We start from the raw sequence: 21,413 nt of genomic DNA, 5'->3' as shown, positions 1-21,413 counted from the left end.
GATCGCACGTGGGCATTATGGAAGGGTGTTCTCCCGGTTGAGACCCGCACTGAACGTCACCAGGATGCGTGCTCTGGCCGCCAGGGTCGCCCAACTGCGCCACGGCCTCGTGTGGCGGGTCACGGTGGTGATCATCGCGGGGGTGCTTGGCGGGTGGCTGGGACTGGCCCTCGGGGGGCAGGTGGTCACGCCGATCGGGCCCGCGGACGTCGACCTTAGCGTGAGCCCTAGCCTGCGGGGCGAGACGGTTGTGAACGTCGCCCCGCTCGGCAATCTCGCTTTCGATACGCACGCCGCACCGCTGCGCTTCGAGGCGAAGATCTCGGAGATCCGGTTGGCCGCCGCCGAGGAGATGTTCCAGAATCCCGAGGCGATCAACCGGATGGCCAGCAGTATCGGGGCCGAGGTGCAGCGCGGGGTGATCCAGCTCTTCGTGCAGGCAGCTGTGGCGGCGGTTCTCGGCGCGGCACTGGTCGCCCTCGCGCTGTTCCGTGACTGGCGCCGGGCGGCCGGAAGCGCGCTCTCTGCGTTGCTGGTGTTCGCCACCGCGGGCGGCGTGGCCGCGGCCACGTTCAACCCCAGTTCCGTCTCCGAGCCCCGCTATACCGGGCTGCTCGCGGGCGCTCCGCAGGTGGTCGGTAGCGCCGAGGGCGCCATTATGCGGTTCTCCGAGTACCAGGAGCAGCTCGCCGGCCTGGTGGGCAACGTCTCACGGCTGTACGAGGTGACGTCGGCGCTTCCGGTGTACGAGGACGAGGAGTCGACGATCCGTGCGCTGCACGTGTCCGATCTGCACCTCAATCCGGCCGCCTGGGATGTCATCGGGTCGCTGAAGGACCAGTTCCAGGTGGACCTGATCATCGACTCCGGTGATTTCACCGAGCGGGGCAGCACCGCCGAGGACGCCTACGCGGACGAGATCGCAGACCTGGACATCCCCTATGTGTGGGTGCGCGGCAGCCACGACTCCATGGGCACCCAGCGGGCGGTGGAGGCACAGCCGAACGCTGTTGTCCTCGACGACGACTTCGAGGAGGTCGCCGGCATCAACTTCTACGGGGCCGGCGACCCCAGGTTCACACCCGACCAGGCGGCCGACAACCCGGACAGTGACGAGGTGGCGGCCATCGGGGCCAGGCAGGCCACGGCGCTCCGCGACGCGGACCCGCCCGTGGACGTCGCGGTGCTGCACGACCCGGTGCAGGCGCGGGCGTTCACCGGTGAGGTCCCGCTGGTACTCGCCGGGCATGGCCATCGCAGGTGGTCCGAACTCGAGGAGACCGGCACACGCTACCTCGTACAGGGCTCGACCGGCGGCGCCGGCCTGCAGGGGCTCGACACCGACGAGCCCACGCCGTACGAGGCGTCGGTCCTCTACTTCGACGCCGAGACCAAGCGCCTGCAGGCGTGGGACAACGTCACACTCGGCGGCGCGGGCCTGACATCCGCGCAGATCGAACGGCAGATCGAGGAGGATCCTGAACGGGAGATCACGCCCCCGGAGACGCCTCCGGTCACGCCCGGCACCCCCGGGGAGAGCCCGCCCACGCCGACCGAGACACCCGGCGATCCCGGATGAACCGCGCCTTTCGGGGAGTCGGCGGCATGGAAACCGCGTTGGCACCGGACTGGAATCTCCCCTATGCTTGAGCCGACCCCGACGGCAGGCGAAGCGGGAAACGGCGGCTCGTTCGTCGTCGAGGCCCCCATCGTCTAGTGGCCTAGGACGCCGCCCTTTCAAGGCGGTAACGCCGGTTCGAATCCGGTTGGGGGTACAACTCCGGTCAAACCACTGCCGAAGGTCTGGCAGAATGGACAACGGAGAACGGAACGCAAGACACCCCGACAGATCAGGGTGGGGAGCGGGACGTACAACTGAAAGCAAGGTCCTGTGGAGCAGCTAGGAGTGCTCGCCACCCTGTCAAGGTGGAGGCCGCGGGTTCAAATCCCGTCAGGACCGCTCGTCACACCGTCCGGTGTGGCCGGGGCAGGTAGCTCAGTCGGTACGAGCGTCCGCCTGAAAAGCGGAAGGTCGGCGGTTCGACCCCGCCCCTGCCCACCTCTGATAACCAGCGAAGAAGCCCGGAGCCGGACAGGCGCCGGGCTTTTTTGACAGCAACCGTGACAGCAACGGCATCAGCCGAGCGCGTCCCCGAGCCTGCCGAGCGCCCGCCGCTTGTCGTCCAGTGAGGCGTGCGCGTAGATCGACATGGTGACCCCGATGTCACTGTGCCCCACGATCTCCCGGACCACCTGCGGCGGCACGTCGAGGTTCAGCAGCAGCGTCACGCAGGTGTGCCGGAGGTCGTGGAAGCGCACCCCGCCGAGCCCGGCCCGCTCCCGCAGCGGCCCCCAGCTCCGCCGGAGGTTGTCCGGCTCCAGGGGAGTGCCCACCTTGGACGGGAAGACCAGCCCGTGTTCCTCCCAGTCGGGCCAGGCGTCCGAGCGTTCGGCGAACTGCCGATTGCGATGCTCCCTGAGTGCTTCCACGCACAGGTCCGGGAGGGGGACGGTCCGGGAGGAGTCGTCCGTCTTGGGCGGGACGAGCTGAAGCCTCCCGCCGACCCGCTGAAGCGTCTGCACGACCTCCAGGCGGCCCGCCTCCAGGTCGATGTCCGCCCACCGCAGCCCGAGCAGTTCGCCGCGCCGCAGCCCCAGGCACAGCGCCAGCACGTACAGGGCGTGGAAGCGATCCTCACGGGCGACCTTGAGCAGCCGCTTCGCCTGGGGAACGTCGAGCCCGCGGTTCACCCCGTAGCGGGGAGGGGAGACCTTGACCAGCTTCGCCACGTTGCGCGGGATGATCTCCTCGCGCACCGCCGATTCCAGGGCGTTGCGCAGCACCGCGTGAATCGACTGCACCATGCGCGGGGAGAGCGTGGAGCCGCAGCAGCTCTTGTCCTCCAGCGCGCAGCACTCCGGTTCAGACCGGGCGGCGTCCGTCCCGTTCCTGCAGCACTGGCACTCCTGCCGAATACGCGTGATGAACGTGCGGACGTCCCGAGCGGTCAGCTTGCCGAGCCGTTTCCTCCCCAGGCTGGGGACGAGGTGGCGGCGAATGACCCCCTCGTACCCCTGCACCGTCTTGGGGCGCCGTTCGGCCCGCACGATGTGCTCCAGCCAGTAGGACAGGAACTGTTCGACCGTCCAGTTCTCCGAGGCGACCGGGATGCCTTGTTCGGAGTCCGCGAGCAGCTTGTTCAGCTTGGCCCGGGCGTTGTCGCGGTCCCTGCCGTAGCCCTGGACCCGCTTGTACGTGCCGTCGGTGGTCAGGACGTAGCCCGCATAGGCGTAGCGGCCGTCCTTGCGCTGCCAGACACTCCCGTCGCCGTTCGCGCGCTTGCGACGGTTGCGGCGGTTCCCGCCCACCGGGGTGCCGGCCATCAGGCGACCTCCGCCAACGCGTCGAGGCATTCGGACAGGGCCGCCACCGGAACGAGCCGACGCCGCCCGATCTTCACCGTGCGGAGCTGCCCGGACCGGATGAGGTTGTACAGCGTCCAGCGGCTCACCCGCAGGCGTGCGGCAGCCTCATCGACGGTCAGAACGAGATCACTCATGTTCAGGCCACCTCTCTCATTGCCGAGTGTTGGAGTTGCCGAGCGGAGTCCAGTTGGGCGCGGCGTTGTAAGGCCTCGCCGACTGCTCGGAGTAGGCGTTGCTCGCGGGGAGACACATCGGGATCAGTGGGGCGAGCCAGCTCCCAGACCTCATTGCCGGACGAGGCCCGCAGGGGGACGTCGGCGGCCTGGTCGTGGTCGTCGCTGTTGGGATCGACGCCGAGTTGTTCGAGGACCCAGGCCAGGCGGTCCGCTTTGTGGTCGGCGAGGGTCTTGTTGGACCACTTGCGGGAGACCAGCACCCGACGACCCGCGTAGCCGAGGTGTTCGCGCTTGTGGGCTTTGGAGCGGCAGAATCCGGGCCGCATGCCCTCTTTGGCGTCTTGGGGTTGGATGCCGTAGCGCAGCCAGTTGGAGCACCGGGGCGAGCAGGGTTCGAACCGCAACGCCTCAGTGAGCCGGTCCACGTGGCGTTCCTGTGCTTCAGTTTCGATTTCGTGGCATTCGGCGATGTCCTTGGTCAGGTACTTCGCCAGGTAGCGCACGCACCGGTCAGCATCCTCGCTCCCGGCGATCACGCCCTTTGCGTCGACCTGGTTGCCGAAGCGCACCACGTGCATGGGTTCGGCATCGGGGTCGGCGTCGAGGACGTCGAGTGCCTGGTCCCAGGTGGGCAGGATCTCGCCGGTTGCCGGGTCGACATAGTTCCCGGTCGCCTCATCGAAGACCGGAACGTGCGAACCCTCGTACTTCACCTCCTCAGCGGCGGGCCACCACACCTGGTGGTAGGTCGCCGCGGCGATCTGGCGCAGCTCCGCGCGCGGAATGGTGCCCCGTGTGGCCATGTGCAGGTGGGGTGCCAGCCGGCGTTGCGGCTCCACCGAGGCGAAGTATTGGACGTCGAAGCCGGTCACCCGGCGCAGGTTCTGCACGAACCGGTCCACCAGTTTGGAGAAGTGCAGCGCATCCCGCGCCGCCCGCCGGTAGTCATAGGAGGCCGGATCCACCGGGGTACCGTCGCTTCGCACCCGCCCGTAGGAGTCCAGAGTCAGGGTCACGAACAGCGAGGGCCGGAAGGTCTTCCCGCTCGCGGGGTCTTCGAAGGCGCGGCCCACGGTGCGCTTGACCATGGGCCGTTTGGGCAGATCCGGGGCATCCTGGCGCCGTTTGGTCGAGCGCACCCGCCGCGACTTCGAGCCCGACGCCGAGGAGCCCGGGGCCACCGAGCCGCGCAGCCCCGACGCCGAGATCTCCGCATCCAGATCCGCAATGGCCGCATCGAGCGCGGCCAGCTCGGTTGGCTCAGCGGCACCGGATTCGGCCAGCCGGTCACGTTGCGCGGTGACCATGGCGCGCTGTTCCACCCACGAGCGTTGCACCTCAGACGGCTCGTCCGGAGCGGTCACCGGTTCTTCGGCCAGGTGCCAGCCCTCCTCGCACTGGCTGCGCCGGATCGAGCGCTTACGCTTGGCGCAGGCCGGACACCGGCTCTCCAGCGTCGAGCCGCACGGCACATCCACGATCTCGGAGGCCCCGGTCTGGGTGTCGGTACGCCGCAGCGACACCGGCCGGATACACACCCCCTTATCGGCGGCGATGGTCTCGGCCACTTCCCGCGCGAGGGGTTGGGCAATCCGTTCGGCTCGTGTGCTTTTGCCTGTCGGGGTGGGCATCAGGCGACCCCCTTCCCCGACACCGACCGCAGATGACGGCCCCCGTACTCGTCGGCCATCGCCTCGATGTCGCCATCGCAGACGTAGGCCACGCGGACCCGCACCGGCACCGGCGAGCCCTCCAGGCGGACGAAGGCCACCCCGGGCGATTCGGGATCGATGAGGTGAGCGTTGGCGCCGCGATCCCGGGCGTCCTCGCCGAGCACCATGTCCACCTGGGAGGCCTCATCCAGGCGCAGCGCGATCTTGTCGGGGAAGAGGTTGCGCAGGTTCATCACCTCCTTGCGCGGGTCTTGGAGCGCGGCCAGCACCGCGAACCCGACTGAGCGGCCTTGTGAGGTGAGGGTGGCGATGGCGTTTTCTGCGCGCCGTCGGATGTCGCGATCCGGGTGATAGGCGGTCAGGAAGGCCACCTCGTCGAGCACCACCGCCACGAACGGATCATCACGGGTGGGCACGTGGGTGCGCTGTTTCCCGGCGTAGCGCGCGGCCCGCTCCTGCATCTCCTCTACAGCGGTTTCCAGCAGCGTCACGGAGGCTTCGGCGGTGTCGGCGTAGCGGGCGAACAGCGAGCGCCCGTAGGACAGCTCCATCCGTTTCGGGTCGATCGCCCACACCTGCGCCGTCCCATCGGCCAGGGCCGGGAGCATCGCGCGGATGGCCGACCAGATCACCGAGCCCTTACCGGCCCCGGTCACCCCCACAGTCAGGACATGAGTGCCGTGTAGCCGCATCTGCCAGCTCTGACCGTCTTCCCGCAACCCCATGGGCAGCGCCGTCAGGTCCACCTCATCGGGCACGGGCAGCGCATCCAAGGGTTCGGCGAGCAGATCACGCCGGGGGAACTCCAACACCACTTCACGCGGACCCAACACCGTGACCCGGCACGACGGCGCGGCAAAGCCGTGCGCCAGTTCGACCACCCGGTTCTCGAAGTCGGCCGGGCCGGTACCGGCCACCAGCTTCACCCGCACCCGATCGGCCCACTCAGTACAGGTGACCTTCCTGATCTGGGGCAGGTATTGGCGTTCCTGGTAGGACTCGGCCAGCCCTGCCACCACCAGCACGGGTTGCCAGTGCCGCCGGTAGTTGAACACCCAGCGCCAGGCGGCCAGCGCCCGCAGCACCACCAGGGACCGGAACGTGTGCGGCCAGCGCCACCGCCACGCCACCAGTCCCACACCGGCCAGCGTGGCCAGGACGGCCAGCGGCACCCAGCCGAGATGGAAGGCGACGAGCACGGCCAGCCCCGCCGAGGCCACCATGATCGGGAACCGGAACGGCAGCAGCATCACCAGCCGCAGCAGCCGGTACACCCACCGGGTGAGGATGAAGATCCCCGGCGTTTCGACGACCGGGGTGGTGAAGCGGAAGGCTTGGGCCGGAACCGGGGTGGTGGGCTGCACCTGCGTGGCCCCGGCGCTTCTGTCGCGCAGCATAGGGTTGGACACACCTCTTCCAAGGTCTTTGGCAAGGGATCGGGAAGGGTTGAAAAGGGGCGGCCGTAGGTGTTGGCGCACCTGGCCGCCCCGCCTTAGTGAGGGCTACGCGGCGTCCTTGGACGCGGCCGCAGCGGACTTGCGGGTAGCCCCGGCACCAGGAGTCTTGATCCCGCGTGCCCGCAGCGAGTAGGCCACCCGGGGGCGGCGCCCGTTGTCGTCGACGTAGGGCATCACCGACATCTGCTCGAACTCGATGGGGCGAAACGGCAGCCCGGGCACCTCGTCGGGCAGGGTGGGGCAGACCTCAGCGGCCACCTTGACCTTCACGCTCTTGGCCTTACCGCGCGCCTCCGGGTCGGCGTCGATCACGTCCACCGCCCACAACGGCAAACCGGTGTCTTTGTCGAGCTGGGGCCGCTTGGTCTCAAAGTCGGTGATCGCCTCCACCCCAAGGGCGTAGGCCCCGTACGGGAACACCGTGGAGAACTCCACCGGCAACGCTCCTTGGATCGCCATGTCTCATACCTCCTTGGTTGGCCTGGTGGCCAGGCCATACATACGAAAAGCGTGTGCGCTGTCGTCCCTTCCAGATGCGGAAGGCGTGACGACACCACACACGCTAACCCGTACTTTTAGTTTTGTCTAGTAGTTAAAGTACTAGTTGATACTCAGAGTACGGCCGCCCTCCTCGCCAGGCCCTCAAGCGCCGGCCCGGGCGGATCCTGGATAGTCAGCAGGTCGCCCAGGGCTTGGCGGACCAGCCGGTGCCCGCGTACCTGCTCCGGGGTGATGGACTCCGCGCGCTCCAGCGCGGCCACGGCCGCATCCGCGTTGCGGCGTTGCAGGTGCGCCCGCGCCACATCGATCAGGAAACGCCCCTGGCGCTCTGCTGAGAGCCCGGAGGTATCGACCCCTTCCGCGGCGCGCAGCGCCACCCCGGCATCCCCCAGATCCACCGCCGCGGCCACCTCGTGCAAGACGACGTTGGTCGAGCCGAACTCGGTGTTGTAGTCGTTGCGCTCTTCGCCGAGGCGTTCAGCGATCGAGCGGGCGTGGGCGATGTTGCGATAGGCCCCGGTGGCCTCATTGCGTCGCGCAGCAGCCACCGCCCGTTGCAAAGTCAGCGCGCCAAACAGCGAGATCGCCTCAGGCGGGCCCTGATCCACCAACGCCGAGAGTGCTTCGCAGGCGGTGCTCGCGGTGGCCTCCACCTGGTCGAAATGGCCCGCACCCAGGAAGGTCAAACACAGCCGGAACTCACCGGCCGCCATCAACAGCGGATCCTCGGCGCGTTCGGCCGCGGTGATCGAGCGATCCGCGGCGATCCAGGCCGCCTCGAACTCGCCCAGCTTGCTCAACGCCGAGGAACACGCCTGATAGGTGGCGTTCAGCAGCCGAAACAGCTCCCGGCGCTCGCCGTTGGGCACCGAGCGCGCCGCGGCCTCCAGCGCCGGCACCAAGCCCTCCAGCAGCTCGGTCAGATCCAGATAGCGGCTCTCATGGGTCAGCGCCCAGGCCTGCTCCACCCGCTGGCGCAACTCCTCGATCTCGACGTGGGGCTGTTCGGTGCGCAGCATCGCGTTCAACGCGTGTGCCCCGCTGAGCACCAGCCGCAGGCGGCTGCCACCCGGCGGTTCCTCCGCCGCCGAGGCCACGATGGGGGCTTCGGCCGCCAGGTCGGAGACGGGCACCTCCAGCACCTCGGCCAGGGTCTCCAGCACCGACATGCGATCGATCTTGCGCACCCCGCGCTCCACCTGAGACACCCACGCCTCAGAGCGGCCGACCAGGTTGGCGAACTCGCGTTGCGACAGGCCGCGCCGCTTGCGGTGCTGGGCGATCTTGCGCCCGAGCGCCTTTTGGTACTCGCTGCTCACCCGGACACTCCCTTGGCATCAGCCAGGCTCAGAAAGTCCACCTCGACCGAGTCCAGGAACTTCTCACGCTCGCGCAGGAAGTGCTTCACATGCGGCTGCTCCTCATGGGCCGCAAAGGCCGCCCGGTCGCGGTAGAGCTCATAGAAGATGCGCTCAAACGGCTTGTCCTGCACGGTGTGCACCGCATAGACGAGCGTGCCCGGCTCACTCTCCCGGATCTGCGGCAGCGTCTCAGCGACCAGGACATCAAAGCCCGCAGCGCTGTCCTCGTCCTTGAGCGTGAACCGCACGGCCAGTCCGAACATCGGGACTCCTCACCTCACATCGACATTCCGCTAGCCGTACTAATAATGCGCCAAACGTAGTGCAAGTACCAGAGAACTGGAGTACGGTAGCCGCACTAATAGTACTAGTCCGGCTGGTCAGTGTCTCCCCCGCCAGCCAAACTCACGAGGTGCAACCCCGATGACCCTCCACCACCACGACCAGCACCAACGCCGCCCCGATATCGTCTCCCACCGCTGGTTCCCCGGACACCCCAACTCGGTGCGCGAGGTCCGCCGCTTCATCGCCGACCGCCTCAACACCTGCCCCCGCACAAACGACGCCGTCCTACTCGCCAGCGAACTCGCCACCAACGCACTCCAACACACCCGCTCCGCCAAATGGAGCGTCGGCTTTCACGTCACCATCGAACACACAGAAGGCCAAACCGTCCGCATCACCATTCACGACGCCGGAAGCCACGAAAACACCCCGCACGTCACCACCCCCGAACCAGACGGCGAACACGGACGCGGCCTCCACCTCGTCAACACCCTCGCCACCAAATGGGGCAGCCACGTGACATTCTCAGGTCGCAGAACCTAGGTTGAAATCAGCTTCTGTTAACTCTTCCTCCTTAGCCAGTGCAATCAAGCAAGGTTGTCAACATCAACAAAGTTACGAAGAGAAAATTTATTAAGTGCTCTTCCGGCTACGGCCTGGATTCGGTGTCAGGCTGAGGCTATGGCAGAACTCAACGGCGCCCCCGCCACGCCCGGCGAGCTTCAGAGGCTCGCGCTGGTCAACTACGGCCACTTCACCTCTATGCGTGTCGATGACCAGCACGTGCGCGGGCTCACCCACCACATGGATCGTCTCGTCAAGGACTGCCGGGAGGTCTTCGGCACCGAGCTCGACCGGGACCGCGTGCGCGAGCTCGTTCGCCACGCGGTCGGCGGGCAGAGCGGACCGTTCGTGGTGCGGGTGACCATCTTCGATCCCGCCCTGGAACTGGGGAGCCCCGGGGCAGCGGCCGAGCCGCACGTGTTGGTCACCACCCGTTCGGCCGGGGCATGGCCGCCGGCCCCGATGCGGGCGCAGTCGGTCGTCTATACACGCGATATGCCGTTGGTCAAGCATGTCGGGTTGTTCGGGGCGATCAGACACCGCCGCAATGCCCAGCTCGCGGGCTTTGACGATGCCCTCTTCACCGACAGCGCCGCCTTCACTTCCGAGGGCGCCACCTGGAACGTCGGCTTCTTCGACGGCGAGCAGGTCATATGGCCCGATGCGGAGGTCCTTCCCGGGGTGACCATGCGGCTGCTGCAACAGGTGCACGAGGAAACCGCGACAGCTCCGGTCAATCTGGGCGCTCTCGGCCGCATGCAAGCGGCCTTCGCCGCGAACACGGCGGTCGGCGTGCGCCCGATCACCGCCATCGACCACTTCGAGTTCCCGGAGAAGCACGAGATCTTCGATGTTCTCCGCACGGAATACGCCGAGATTCCCCCGGAACTGCTCTGACACTTCGTATTCATTGAGCACCCGGAAAAGGCGAACCCCATACCGGTTCCTGACAACGAGCCGCACCAGAAACGCCGCCTAGTTGATGGCAAACTCATGACGCTCGTCTAGAGGTTGCCGAATTGGACTGTATGGGATCAAGGCGACGGCGCTTCGCGCCGTCGCACCTGGCAGGCCGTCCGCCGCTCGGGCTGCGGGCTGCCGCCCGGTCCCGAGCGACGAGCGGCCACTACCTATCTCGCAGTCACTCCCGCGATGATCGACGGTCCCACGCAGCCAGCGACTTCGCTACAGCCGGGATGTCGGAACGCTCAGCCCGCATCAGGGCCACGAGGCTCACGATCAGTCGTACTGACAGACGACTTACATGGATTGCTGTCAGCGCGACCAGGAGAAACACCAGGTAAGGCGAGCTGATCTCGGAGACAGCCTGAACGAGTCCAGACACGACGAACTACACCTTTCGCAAAGGTGTAGTTCCCGAGAACAAGTTAGGCGGCGCTATTTGCCTGGCACACCGGGATCTACACAGCAAGCCACGGTTACTTGCCGAACTTATAGGGCCACGAAGTAAGCGTCCGTCTCAAGGTATCCCATATAGCTCACATCCCTTATCGCCTCACCCTCAGCCTGTCAACCATAGGCGGGAAAAGCCCTCGGGGTACTGACGTTCTGGATCCGAGGCACTCGATCGCGCGACTCTGCCTGTCTTCGGTCCTGACTCCAGCGCGATCGAGCACCTCGCTCGGAAACCGTGGTCGCTCGCCGCTCGTGGTTGCTGGGGCGCACCACTGCGCCGAGCGCGCGCAATCCCGCCGCTGTGGCGGGCCGCCCCCTGCCGTCCGTTGGCGGGTGAGCCGGGGGAGAAGGTGACAGCAACCGCGACAGCAACGACAGCAACCACGGACCGCCGGAGCCGGTCGGCACCACCTGTACGACGACGGCCGGGGCACCGGCTCAGCCCCCTTTCTCCGCCTGAAAAGCGGAAGGTCGGCGGTTCGACCCCGCCCCTGCCCACCCGAGAAGACATGAGAAGCGCCCTGCCACTTGTTTTCGCAGATGGCAGGGCGCTTTTCATGTGTCGGCCTCGCGGCGGGGGGGGGTCGGCGGGTGCCTGCGGCCAATACGCGGCCACGTTCCGGCGAGTGGATCAGTTCCGGCGCAGCGCCTCAGAGATCCGCTCCATCGCCCGTTCCTCTTCGCCTGCAGGGCACTTGGCGTAGATCCGCTTGAGCACGGCGGCGCTGTGCCGATCCATTGGGCGCCCCGGGACTCGGAGCCGATCGCCCTCGACCACCACCGCGTCCCGGGCGCGCAGGTGGCGGGCCAGGGGCGTCGCGGAGCCCGCCCCGCCTCCTCCGAAAGTCGCAAGTCGAATGCCGACCCGTGCCCGATGCCCTCGTACGGCCCTCTCCAGCACGCTGGGGCACACAGCACCGGGTAGACGCAACACGGACGCGGTGGTCCGGATGCCCGGTGCGCCTACGGAGCAGGAGTGTGTTCGTGACCGCTGTCAACGAAACCCATGGGGCCGCCCCGGTGAGCCGACCGCGGCCACGGCGCGGAGCCCGGGCGCCTCTCATGGCGCTCGCCACCGCCGGAGTCGTCGTCGCGCTGGCCGGCGGCTGCGGTGCCCTCCCGTCCGGGACGGCACCCGCACCGCCGACCCCGAGCCCCGCCAGCGCCGACCTCAGCGAGGAGGACGTCAACACCTGGCTCGACGGCCTGGTGCCGGCGGCCCTCGAACGGTCGGGTATCGCGGGCGCGGCCGTGAGCGTCGTCCATGACGGTGAGCTGCTCACCGCCCGCGGCTACGGCTACTCCGACACCGGGGCGGGCGAGGCCGAGGCCCGGCCGGTCGACCCCGAGGAGACGCTCTTCCGGGTGGGCTCGGTGTCGAAGCTGCTCACCGCCACGGCGGTGATGCGGCTGGTCGAGGAGGGAGAGGTGGAGCTCGACACCGACGTGAACGAGTACCTGGACTTCACGGTGCCCGGCTCGTTCGACGAGGACGTCACCCTGCGCCACCTGCTGACGCACACGCCCGGGTTCGAGGAACGGGTCGAAGGGCTCTTCCAACCCGAGGGCACCGAGGCGAACCTGCGCGAGCACCTAGTCACCAACCCTCCGGAGCAGGTCTACGAGCCGGGGACGGTCCCCGCCTACTCCAACTACGGCAACGCACTGGCCGGGTACGTCGTCGAGAGGGTAAGCGGAACGCCCTTCGAGGACTACGTCGAGAAGAACGTCCTCGAACCGGCGGGTATGGACTCCTCCAGCTTCGCGCAGCCCCTTCCGGAGGCGCTGGAGGGGCGGCTCGCGAACGGCTACACCACCGACGCCGAACCGGCGGGACCGTTCGAGGTCGTCGGGGTCGCTCCGGCGGGCGCGCTGACGTCGTCGGCGACCGACATGGCGCGCTTCATGCTGGCGCACCTGGGAGAGCTCGACCCCGAACAGTCCCCGCTCGCGCCGGAGACGCTCGCGCTGATGCACGAACCCGCCTTGGACGGGGAGACCCTGGGCACCCTCGCGGAGGGGCCGCGCATGACCCTCGGGTTCTTCGAGGAGGACCGCAACGGCCGCCGGATCGTCGGCCACGGGGGCGACACCCAGTACTTCCACTCCCACCTGCAGATCTACCCCGACGAAGGTACGGGGGTCTTCGTGACCCTCAACAGCGGGGGACACGAGGCGGTCGACAGCCTCCAGCTGCGCGATGCCGTCCTGTCAGGGTTCGCCGACCGCTACTTTCCCGCCTCGGAGGGGGACACCTCCGTCGAACCGACGGCGAGGGAGCACGCCGCGCTGGCCGAGGGCAGCTACGAGAGCTCGCGGTCGATGCACAGCAACTTCCTGTCGGTCCTGGGGGTCGCAGGCCAGACCCGGGTGTCTGCCCGCGAGGACGGGACGATCCTCGTCGACCCGGGGCCGGAGAGCGGCCACCCGACTGTCTACGAGGAGATCGAGCCCTGGGTCTGGCGCGAGGTCGGGGGGCAGCGTCTCCTCACGATGCGCGTGGTCGGAGACCGGGTGGAGGCGATCGGCTTCGCCTCGGCGTTCACCCTCCTGCGGGTCGAGCCCGCACGCGTCGCGTCGCTGGCCCTTCCGGTGCTCGTGGCCTCCGCCGTCGTCCTCGCGGTCGCCGTGCTGTCCTGGCCGGTCCGCGCGGTGGTCCGCCGGCGCCTGTCGCTTCCGGCCCGTGACCGGGAGGGACGGGTGGCGCGCGTCCTGACCCGGGTCGGTGTGGCCGGCGCCGTGGCCGCTCTCGCCGGCTGGGGGATGGCCATCACCATGGTCATGGGGTTCCAGGACGTGCCCGAGGCGGTGTTGCGCACGGTCCAGGGGGCGCAGTGGGTCGGGGTCCTCGGGTTGGCTCCGGCGGCGGTAGTCCTGTTCGACGACGTCCGGCGCCGGGCGGGGCGGACGAGGTACGTCGGCGGCGCGCTCGTCCTGCTGGCTCTGGCGGGGGTCGTATGGTTCGCCGCCGTCTTCGGCCTGCTCTCCCCGAGCGTGTCGTACTGAGCGTCGTCGGCGGCCGGGCGTGTTGGCCTTCGGCGGGGCCGCCCTCCCCGCCGAAGGCCCCGCGGTTTCCGGCATCATTCCCACAACTCGAACACACAAGAACCGGGTGGATGAGATGACCCACGGGGAGAGCGACCACCGCGCGGACGTCCGGGACGGGCCGGAGCGCGACGCGGTCGGCACCCTGCCCTCCAGTCTCGCGGCACGGGCCGACGAGGGACTGAACCGGCTGGGGCTGCGCGGGGAGTTCGGTCGTGACTGCCTTCTGGCCGTGTGCGCGGCACTGGGCTCGGGCGGTCTGCTCTGGCTGATGCTGGGATTCCTGGCGAAGGCGGAGGGGATCGGTTTCCCCCCGGCCGCTCCGATCGTTCTCACTGCCCTGGCCTGCGCGCAGTCGCTGGTGCTGTGCGTGCGGAGGACGAGTCCGGTCGTGTGTCTGGCGGCCGTGGTGCTGGCCCAGCTCGTGATCATCGCCGTTCTGCCCGCCGACGTCTCCTTCCAGGGGATCGCGCCGTTCGTGGCCGCCTACACCTGCGGCATTCGTCTCTCCGCGCGTCGGCTGCCGTGGGTTCTCGTGGCCGTCACGGTCGTCCAGAGCGTCTGCGGGACCCTGGTCGCGGGCCTGCTGTTCCCCCCGGTCCCCCGCCCGAGGTCCGTCTCTCAGGTGCTGGACCCCTTGCCGCTGGACGAGCCTCTGGTCGTGGGGGCCGGTCTGCTGGTATCGAGCGTGCTCACCTACGTGGTGGCGGCACTGGTCGGGGCCTACGTCGGGACCCGGCGGCGCTACGTCGAGCTGGTCCGGATCCGGGCCGCCGAGGCGGTCCGGGCGCAGAGGGACCGGGCCGAGGGCGCCATCAGGGCCGAGCGGGCACGCATGGCCCGCGAGCTGCACGATATCGCGGCACACCACCTGTCCGGCATGGTCGTCCAGGCGGGCGCCGCCGAGCGGCTCATCGGCCGCGACGACCGGGCGGCCAGGGAGGCCGCCGCCTGGATCCGGTCCCAGGGCAGGGAGACCCTCAGCAGCCTGCGCCTCGTCGTCGGGGCCCTACGGGATCCCGGGGAGAACGCACCCTCGACGGGCGACGGGCTGCACCACACCGGTGATCCGGGGGCGCGGGGAGCGCCCGTCCCCGGGCTGGCCGCGCTCGACCGCCTCGTGGCGGCCGAACGCGACCTGGGCACCACGATCGACGTCGTGCGAGACGGCGAACGGTACGATCTCCCGCCGGTCGCCGACGTCACCTTCTACCGTGTGGCCCAAGAGGCGCTCTCCACGCCCGGGAGCACGCGGCTGGAGCGGGGGTGCGCCTCCTGCTGCGCCACCGTGAGTCGGAGGTCCTTCTGGAGGTCGAGAACCGGGCGGGGCCCGGATCCCGCACCGAAGGGCGGGGGTCGGCGGAGGCCCCGCGCGGGCTGGGACTGCTCGGTATGCGGGAGAGGGCCCAGTTGGTCGGCGCGGAGCTGGAGGCCGGGCCGATCCCGTCGGGCGGGTGGCGCGTCCGGCTGGCGCTTCCGGTCAGCCGGGAGACCTCGACGGGCGGAACCGGGGACACGAAGGGGAGGAGTACGGATTGATCAGGGTGATCCTCGTGGACGACCAGTCCGTTGTCAGGGCGGGTTTCCGGGTGATCCTCGAACTCGCGGACGACATCGAGGTGGTCGGCGAGTGCGGTGACGGACCGGCGGCCGTCGCGCTCGCCGGACGCCTGGAACCCGATGTCATCTGCATGGACGTACGTATGCCCGGTGGTGACGGGCTGTCCGCGACCCGCGAGATTCTCGCCCGGGCGTCCGGTACACCGCCCGCGGTCCTCGTCGTGACCACCTTCGATCTCGACGAGTACGTCTTCGGGGCGCTCGAGGCCGGGGCGAGCGGGTTCGTCCTGAAGGACACCGACCCCGACGATCTGGTCGAGGCCGTGCGCAGGCTGGCCGACGGCTACGGCCTGGTCGACCAGGCCATCACCCGGCGGGTGATCACCGAGTTCGCGCGGCGCAGGCCCCCGCGCAGCGCCGGTGCCCAGGCGCTCGACCTGCTCACGGCACGTGAGATCGACATCGTGCGCCTGCTCGCCCAGGGCATGTCGAACGCCGAGATCGCCCGTGAGCTCTTCATCGAGACGAGCACGGTCAAGTCGCACCTGGGACGGGCCATGACCAAGATCGGTGCCCGCGACCGGTTGCAGACCGTCGTGTGGGCCTACCAGAACGGGGTGGTGCGGCCCTAGAGCGCTGATGGCGGACACCGAATTCGCCGCCTGGGCGGGGCAGAAAGGGGGAGGCCCGGGCGCGCCGGCAGGAAGCGGGGCGTTCCCGTGTGCCGGCGGGTGCCTGCGGCCGATGTGCGGCCACCCCGGCGCCCGGATCGATGCCCTCGGCGCAGCGCCTTCCCCGCCCGGGAGACGTGCCGGAGAGAAGGCGCGGACCGGTACGGATTACCGCTACAGTTGTCCGCGGAGCACCTTCCCCGGAAGGGTACGCCGAGGTCCTGTGGAGCAGCTAGGAGTGCTCGCCACCCTGTCAAGGTGGAGGCCGCGGGTTCAAATCCCGTCAGGACCGCTCCACACTCGGGCCGTTGCGGCGCGACTCCCCTTTTCGGCCGGGCGTTCTTACCGGTCCGGCCCGGCCACCACCGGCAGGGAGAGATGGCCTACCGCTACGCCGTCGAACGCGCCGACCACACGGATCTGGCGAGCGGCTACGTCCTCAGGTCGGTTCCCGGCCTCCCCGGGTTTCCCGCGCGGCTGGCCAGCGAACTGTTCCAGCGCGCGCTCGCCCATCTGGGAAGGGACCGGGTCGTCCTGTGGGACCCCTGCTGCGGTGGCGGACACCTGGCGGCCGTTCTGGGGTTCCTGCACCGTGACCGTCTGGCGCGCATCCACGCTTCCGATGTGGCCGGCGACGCCGTGGGCATCGCCGGCCGCAACCTCGCCCTGCTGACCGCGCGGGGACTGGCCGAGCGCGAGCGCGAGCTGCGCGCGGGCGCCGCGGAGTTCGGCAAACCGTCGTTCCTGGAGCGGGCGGACGCCGCGCGGCGGCTGGCAGCGGGGCTGCGTGCGCGCGGCGGCGACCTGCCGCACACCGTGCAGGAGGGGGACGCGTTCGCCCCGGTCTCCCCGGAACACCCCGTCGACATGGTGCTCACCGACGTCCCCTACGGGGATCTCACACACTGGCGGGTGCCTGCCCGGACGAGGCCGGGGTTCCGGAGCTGCTGCCCTCCCTGTCCGCCGTACTCCCGGACCACGCCGTTCTCGCCGTGACCGCCCGCGCCCGCAGGATCGGGCTCGCCGAGGGCATCCGCGTACTGGAGCGTGTCCGTGTCGGCACCCGCGCCGCGGTGCTGGTGCGCGCCGCCGACGCCCGCCGGATACCCGGGGCGGGGTGAACGCGGCGCGCCGGGCCGCGCCCGTTCCCGTTGCGGAAGCGGGAATTTCCCCGGCCGGTACGGGGTAGAGGGCCGTGAGCGTTCGCGCGGAGGGCGAGCCGCGGGGACCGGAGCCCGCCGGGGAGGAGGCCTGCCATGGAGCTGTTCCCGCCGATCCCGCTGCGGGAGTGGGACGACACCAAACAGACCCTGCACCGGTTCCTGCAGGTTGTGGGGAAGATCCGGTTGGCCTCCAGCCCCCGCCGGAACCACTGGTGGCACGTACCGTTCCACCTCACCGGGAACGGCGTCACCACGCGGCCCATGGGGCTTGCGGACGGCAGCCCCGTCTACACAGTCGACTTCGACTTCGTGGACCATCTCCTGGTGGCGCGCACGATCGACGGGCGCTCCGCCGCCTTCACGCTTCTCGGGCACAGCGTGTCCTCGTTCTACCAGGAGACCCTGGCGACCCTGGAAGGCTGGGGGTTCACCCCCGGATCCCGCGTCCCTCGCCGTTCGACCTGGCCGACTCGAAACGCCCGTTCGTGGAGGACACCGAGCACGCGTCCTACGACCCTGAGGCGGTGACCCGCTATTGGCGGGTGCTCAGCCAGGTCAACCTGGTTCTGGAGGAGTTCGCCGCCGAGTTCTCCGGAAAGACCAGTCCGGTGCACCACTTCTGGCACACCTTTGACATCGCCGTGACCCGGTACGGGGCGCGGCGGCTGCACCAGCCGCGCGACGCGGGCCCGATCATCCGCGAGGCGTACTCGCGGGAGGCGATCAGCTTCGGTTTCTGGTTCGGTGACGACAACGTCCCGGAGCCCGCGTTCTACTCCTACACGGTGCCCGAGCCCTCCGGTCTCACCGAGCGGCCGCTGACACCGTCATCGGCCTGGTGGGCGCCGAGCGGCCACGGCCATCTGGCCCTGCTGCCCTACGGGCGCGTACGCACGGAACCCGATCCGCGGGGCGCGGTCCTCGCCTTCTACGAGAGCGCCTACCGCGCGGGCGCGGAGCTCTCGGGCTGGGACCACGCCGGACTCGCAAGCCCAAAGGGGGTCACAGACCCGTTGTACGAGGCGGGAGAGGAGACATGAAGGTCATCGATGTACCGCAGCGGAAGCGCTACGAAGGCCGCACCGCGGAGGGTGTCCTCGGCGTCAACAACTACCGGCTCGAAGAGGACGGGATCGTCCTCACTCATGCCGAGGTCGCCCCGTCGCACCGCGGGCTGGGCCACGGCGGGCGGCTCGTGCGGAAAACGCTGGACGACATCAGTGACCGCGGGCTGAGGATGGTGCCGGTGTGCCCCTTCGTCAAGTCCTGGATCCGGCGGAACCCCGAATACTCCGACCTCGTCGATCCGGAGTCGCGCAGCGAGGTCGTGGACTGACGACGGCGAGGACGGCCGGCAGCCGCAGTGCGGTCGCCGGGTGCCCGGTACCGCGGGCTGACCCGACCGCGCGCTCCGAAAGAGGCGCCGCCCGGTCTCCGCGGTGCTCACCGGCCTTCGGCCGCGAACGCCGGGGTGTGCGGGACGCGGCGCACCACCCTTGTCGAACGCCCGGAACGGGGCGAAACGGTCGCGAGGGGCCGTCGCCCCCGCCGCGGTCACAGAACGGTCGGTATCCGGCAACGTGTGACACTGTCCTGTGTCCGGCCACCCTCTGAGGGTAAGGAGGGTGGCCGCTGTCTTCCCCGGAGCAAAGGAGCATCACGGGCAGTGGAACAATTCAACGACCTCCTCAACGATCTGGTCGTCGCCTTCACCGACGAGTTCTGGAAATGGGTGCTCATCCCCCTGCTGGCCGTCCTGAGCCTCTATTTCACGGTGCGGTTGGGCGCCGTTCAGGTACGCCTGGTCCCGGAGATGTTCCGGACGCTTGTCAGTCCGGCGGGGGTGGCTCCGGACGGCAAGAAGGCGATCTCCTCCTTCCAGGCCTTCTCCATCTCCGCCGCCGCACGCGTGGGCACCGGGAACATCGTCGGCGTGGCCGGCGCCATCGCGGTGGGCGGCCCCGGCGCGGTGCTGTGGATGTGGCTCATGGGGCTGCTCGTCGGGGCGGCGAGCTTCGTCGAGTGCACGCTGGCGCAGATCTACAAGACCCGGGAGAGAACCGGGTACCGCGGCGGCCCCGCCTACTACATGACGCACGGGTTGGGCGCCCGCTGGGCCGGTGTGCTCTACGCCGTGACCATCATCGTGACGTTCAGCCTGGTGTTCAACTCGGTGCAGGCCAACACGATCTCCGGTGCCGTCACCGCATCGGTGGAGACCGTGGGCGCGACCGCGCCGGGCTGGCTGGCGCCGGCGGTCGGGCTGCTGCTGGTGGCGGTGACCGCCATGGTGATCTTCGGCGGGGTCCGGAGAATCGCGCACGTCACGCAGACCCTGGTGCCGTTCATGGCGCTGGTCTACATCGTGATGGGCCTGATCGTCGTCGCGCTGAACGTGGACGCGATCCCGGCTGTGTTCACCCAGATCGTGCAGAGCGCGTTCGGGCTGCGGGAGTTCGCCGGTGCGGCTCTCGGCACCGTCATCGTGGAGGGGGTGCGGCGGGGCATGTTCTCCAACGAGGCCGGCTTGGGCTCGGCGCCCAACGCGGCGGCCACGGCATCGGTGACCCACCCGGTCAAGCAGGGCCTGACGCAGACCCTGGGCGTCTACTTCGACACCCTGATCGTCTGCTCCACCACCGCGTTCATCATCCTGGTCAGCAACCCGACCTACGGTGAGGAGCGGGGGCCGGTCCTGACCCAGGAGGCCCTGCAGGGGGTGCTCGGCACGTGGGCGCTGCACGCGCTGACCTTCGTCCTCCTGCTGCTCGCGTTCAGCTCGGTGCTGGGCAACTACTACTACGGCGAAGCCAACATGGGCTTTCTGAGCGAGGACCCGCGCAAGTTGGCCGGGTTCAAGATCGTGTTCCTGCTCGCGGCGTTCCTCGGCGCTATCGGCTCGGTCGAGATCGTGTGGAGCCTCGCCGAGACGGCCATGGGGTTCATGGCACTGGTCAACCTGCTGGCGATCGCTCCGCTGTGCGGGGTGGTGGCGCTGCTGCTGAAGGACTACGTCGGCCAGCGCAAGCAGGGGCTCGACCCGGTGTTCACCCGCGACCGGCTTCCGGAGTTGCGCGGTGTGCAGTGCTGGGAGCCCGGCGAGGAACCGGTCCGGCGATAGGACACACGGCTCGCGGCCGGCGGAGGCGGGCGCGCCGCCCGTCTCCGCCGACCGGCTCGTTGCGGCCCTTCGGCGAACCGGGAAACCGGGAGCGAGACGAAAAGCCTCTGTAGTAGGGAGGTGCCGAATCCGGCTCTGAATCGCTAGTGTGCGGGAGCACGACCCGTGCTCTTGTCCCAAGGGGGCCAGATGTCCATCGTCTCGATCGAGCCAGCAACCCCCGAACGGTGGGATGACCTGGAAAAACTGTTCGGGCCGACGGGGGCTTACGGCCATTGCTGGTGCGTGTTCTACCGGCGCCGCGCCAAGGATTTCACCGCGAGCGTCTCATGCGCCCAGCCGGAGCGGGGGAACGAGAACCGCGAGACACTGCGTCGACTGACTCTCGACGGTGCCATTCCCGGGTTGCTCGCCTACGAGGGAACCGAGCCCTGCGGATGGGTGTCCGTGGCGCCGCGCAAGGACTTCATCCGGCTCGCCCGTTCGCGTTCGCTGCGTCCTGTCGACCCGGCCGAACCCGGGGTGTGGTCGGTCGTCTGCTTCTGGCTTCCGCCCCGCCGCAGACGCAAAGGGTTGGGGACGCGGATACTCGACGGCGCCGTCGAGTACGCCCGGGTCAACGGGGGTCGGGTCCTGGAGGCGTACCCCGTCGACACCGCGGGCGGCCGGGCGCCCAGCGCCGAGATCTACCCGGGTACCGTACAGATCTACGAGAAGGCCGGCTTCGTCTGCACCCCCCACCCCACCAGCGGTCGGCCCATCGCCCGTTTGAACCTCAAGGAGTAACCGGCCGCCTGCGCCGGAGCCGTGCTCCGCACGGGTCGGCAAGCGGGTCCGGTAGCGCTCCGCGTCCCGGATGGGGCCTGAGGGGACGGCGACGCGGGGACGCCCTTAACCGCGCAGCGGCCCACCGACTCGTCCGTGCTCTTCCTCGCGGCGCCGCTCCCGCGCAGTCCGCGTACCGCGCACCGTGTACCGGTTCCGACCCGCCTCC

The 21,413-nt window shown here is 69.2% G+C and carries 16 protein-coding genes, 5 tRNA genes and 2 pseudogenes; 16 read left to right on the top strand and 7 right to left on the bottom strand.

Annotated features, from left to right (window positions below; all coding sequences use genetic code 11):
- Positions 1 to 64: 64 nt before the first annotated feature.
- From VS93_RS08440 to VS93_RS08425, 4 genes are all read left to right on the top strand, one after another.
- The gene (locus tag VS93_RS08440; RefSeq protein ID WP_052745606.1) at positions 65 to 1,579 is read left to right on the top strand and encodes a metallophosphoesterase family protein; all 1,515 of its coding nucleotides are present in this window, start codon (positions 65 to 67) and stop codon (positions 1,577 to 1,579) included.
- A gap of 123 nt (positions 1,580 to 1,702) precedes the next feature.
- A tRNA-Glu gene (locus VS93_RS08435) sits at positions 1,703 to 1,775 on the top strand.
- Positions 1,776 to 1,885: 110 nt separating this feature from the next.
- A tRNA-Asp gene (locus tag VS93_RS08430) sits at positions 1,886 to 1,960 on the top strand.
- Between the two features lie 25 nt (positions 1,961 to 1,985).
- Positions 1,986 to 2,059: transfer RNA gene (locus VS93_RS08425), tRNA-Phe, on the top strand.
- 77 nt (positions 2,060 to 2,136) lie between these two features.
- Here the strand turns inward: VS93_RS08425 and VS93_RS08420 are convergent.
- The 7 genes from VS93_RS08420 to VS93_RS08395 all read right to left on the bottom strand — a co-directional run bounded on the left by VS93_RS08420 (position 2,137) and on the right by VS93_RS08395 (position 8,857).
- A complete protein-coding gene (locus VS93_RS08420) occupies positions 2,137 to 3,384 on the bottom strand; it encodes a tyrosine-type recombinase/integrase (protein ID WP_046469412.1) in 1,248 nt (415 codons plus the stop codon).
- Positions 3,384 to 3,560 carry a helix-turn-helix domain-containing protein gene (locus VS93_RS27815; RefSeq protein WP_082126719.1) on the bottom strand — a complete coding sequence of 59 codons (177 nt, stop codon included), beginning with the start codon at positions 3,558 to 3,560 and terminating at the stop codon, positions 3,384 to 3,386. The genes VS93_RS08420 and VS93_RS27815 overlap by 1 nt, the downstream gene beginning before the upstream one ends.
- A 2-nt stretch (positions 3,561 to 3,562) precedes the next feature.
- Positions 3,563 to 5,233 carry a replication initiator gene (locus VS93_RS08415; protein WP_046469411.1) on the bottom strand — a complete coding sequence of 557 codons (1,671 nt, stop codon included), beginning with the start codon at positions 5,231 to 5,233 and terminating at the stop codon, positions 3,563 to 3,565.
- Complete coding sequence (locus VS93_RS08410; protein WP_046469410.1) at positions 5,233 to 6,672, bottom strand: P-loop NTPase family protein; 1,440 nt, start codon at positions 6,670 to 6,672, stop codon at positions 5,233 to 5,235. Before VS93_RS08410 ends, VS93_RS08415 begins: the two co-directional genes overlap by 1 nt.
- A gap of 105 nt (positions 6,673 to 6,777) precedes the next feature.
- Positions 6,778 to 7,191: a hypothetical protein gene (locus VS93_RS08405; RefSeq protein ID WP_046469409.1), complete on the bottom strand. Its 414-nt coding sequence runs from the start codon at positions 7,189 to 7,191 to the stop codon at positions 6,778 to 6,780.
- Positions 7,192 to 7,343: 152 nt separating this feature from the next.
- Positions 7,344 to 8,552: a helix-turn-helix domain-containing protein gene (locus VS93_RS08400; protein ID WP_046469408.1), complete on the bottom strand. Its 1,209-nt coding sequence runs from the start codon at positions 8,550 to 8,552 to the stop codon at positions 7,344 to 7,346.
- Positions 8,549 to 8,857: a putative quinol monooxygenase gene (locus VS93_RS08395; RefSeq protein WP_046469407.1), complete on the bottom strand. Its 309-nt coding sequence runs from the start codon at positions 8,855 to 8,857 to the stop codon at positions 8,549 to 8,551. The genes VS93_RS08400 and VS93_RS08395 overlap by 4 nt, the downstream gene beginning before the upstream one ends.
- A gap of 160 nt (positions 8,858 to 9,017) precedes the next feature.
- Here VS93_RS08395 and VS93_RS08390 point away from each other — a divergent pair, with 160 nt between their 5' ends.
- From VS93_RS08390 to VS93_RS08340, 12 genes and pseudogenes are all read left to right on the top strand, one after another.
- Positions 9,018 to 9,422: an ATP-binding protein gene (locus VS93_RS08390; protein ID WP_046469406.1), complete on the top strand. Its 405-nt coding sequence runs from the start codon at positions 9,018 to 9,020 to the stop codon at positions 9,420 to 9,422.
- A gap of 138 nt (positions 9,423 to 9,560) precedes the next feature.
- Entirely contained in the window at positions 9,561 to 10,340 is a 780-nt protein-coding gene (locus VS93_RS08385; RefSeq protein WP_046469405.1) for an aminotransferase class IV family protein, read from the top strand.
- A gap of 946 nt (positions 10,341 to 11,286) precedes the next feature.
- Positions 11,287 to 11,357: transfer RNA gene (locus VS93_RS28945), tRNA-Phe, on the top strand.
- Between the two features lie 486 nt (positions 11,358 to 11,843).
- The gene (locus tag VS93_RS08380) at positions 11,844 to 13,865 is read left to right on the top strand and encodes a serine hydrolase domain-containing protein (protein WP_338022697.1); all 2,022 of its coding nucleotides are present in this window, start codon (positions 11,844 to 11,846) and stop codon (positions 13,863 to 13,865) included.
- A 115-nt stretch (positions 13,866 to 13,980) separates the two neighbouring features.
- The gene (locus VS93_RS08375) at positions 13,981 to 15,543 is read left to right on the top strand and encodes a sensor histidine kinase (protein WP_236700419.1); all 1,563 of its coding nucleotides are present in this window, start codon (positions 13,981 to 13,983) and stop codon (positions 15,541 to 15,543) included.
- Positions 15,440 to 16,096 carry a response regulator gene (locus VS93_RS08370; protein WP_046469404.1) on the top strand — a complete coding sequence of 219 codons (657 nt, stop codon included), beginning with the start codon at positions 15,440 to 15,442 and terminating at the stop codon, positions 16,094 to 16,096. Before VS93_RS08375 ends, VS93_RS08370 begins: the two co-directional genes overlap by 104 nt.
- 256 nt (positions 16,097 to 16,352) lie before the next feature.
- Positions 16,353 to 16,427 (top strand) — tRNA-Asp (locus VS93_RS08365).
- Positions 16,428 to 16,513: 86 nt separating this feature from the next.
- Positions 16,514 to 17,256 (top strand): annotated as a pseudogene (locus VS93_RS08360) (rRNA methyltransferase).
- A gap of 135 nt (positions 17,257 to 17,391) precedes the next feature.
- Positions 17,392 to 18,338, top strand: a pseudogene (locus VS93_RS08355) (DUF5996 family protein).
- Positions 18,335 to 18,634: a GNAT family N-acetyltransferase gene (locus tag VS93_RS08350; RefSeq protein WP_046469403.1), complete on the top strand. Its 300-nt coding sequence runs from the start codon at positions 18,335 to 18,337 to the stop codon at positions 18,632 to 18,634. The pseudogene VS93_RS08355 and the gene VS93_RS08350 overlap by 4 nt, the downstream one beginning before the upstream one ends.
- A gap of 330 nt (positions 18,635 to 18,964) precedes the next feature.
- A complete protein-coding gene (locus VS93_RS08345; RefSeq protein WP_046469402.1) occupies positions 18,965 to 20,419 on the top strand; it encodes an alanine/glycine:cation symporter family protein in 1,455 nt (484 codons plus the stop codon).
- Between the two features lie 189 nt (positions 20,420 to 20,608).
- Complete coding sequence (locus VS93_RS08340; protein WP_046469401.1) at positions 20,609 to 21,205, top strand: GNAT family N-acetyltransferase; 597 nt, start codon at positions 20,609 to 20,611, stop codon at positions 21,203 to 21,205.
- Positions 21,206 to 21,413 lie beyond the last annotated feature (208 nt).

Origin of the sequence: Allosalinactinospora lopnorensis, from assembly GCF_000981225.1 — a bacterium.
Lineage (GTDB): Bacteria > Actinomycetota > Actinomycetes > Streptosporangiales > Streptosporangiaceae > Allosalinactinospora > Allosalinactinospora lopnorensis.
The sequence above is the reverse complement of the archived record's forward strand: the minus strand, read 5'-3'. Positions and strand labels throughout refer to the sequence as shown.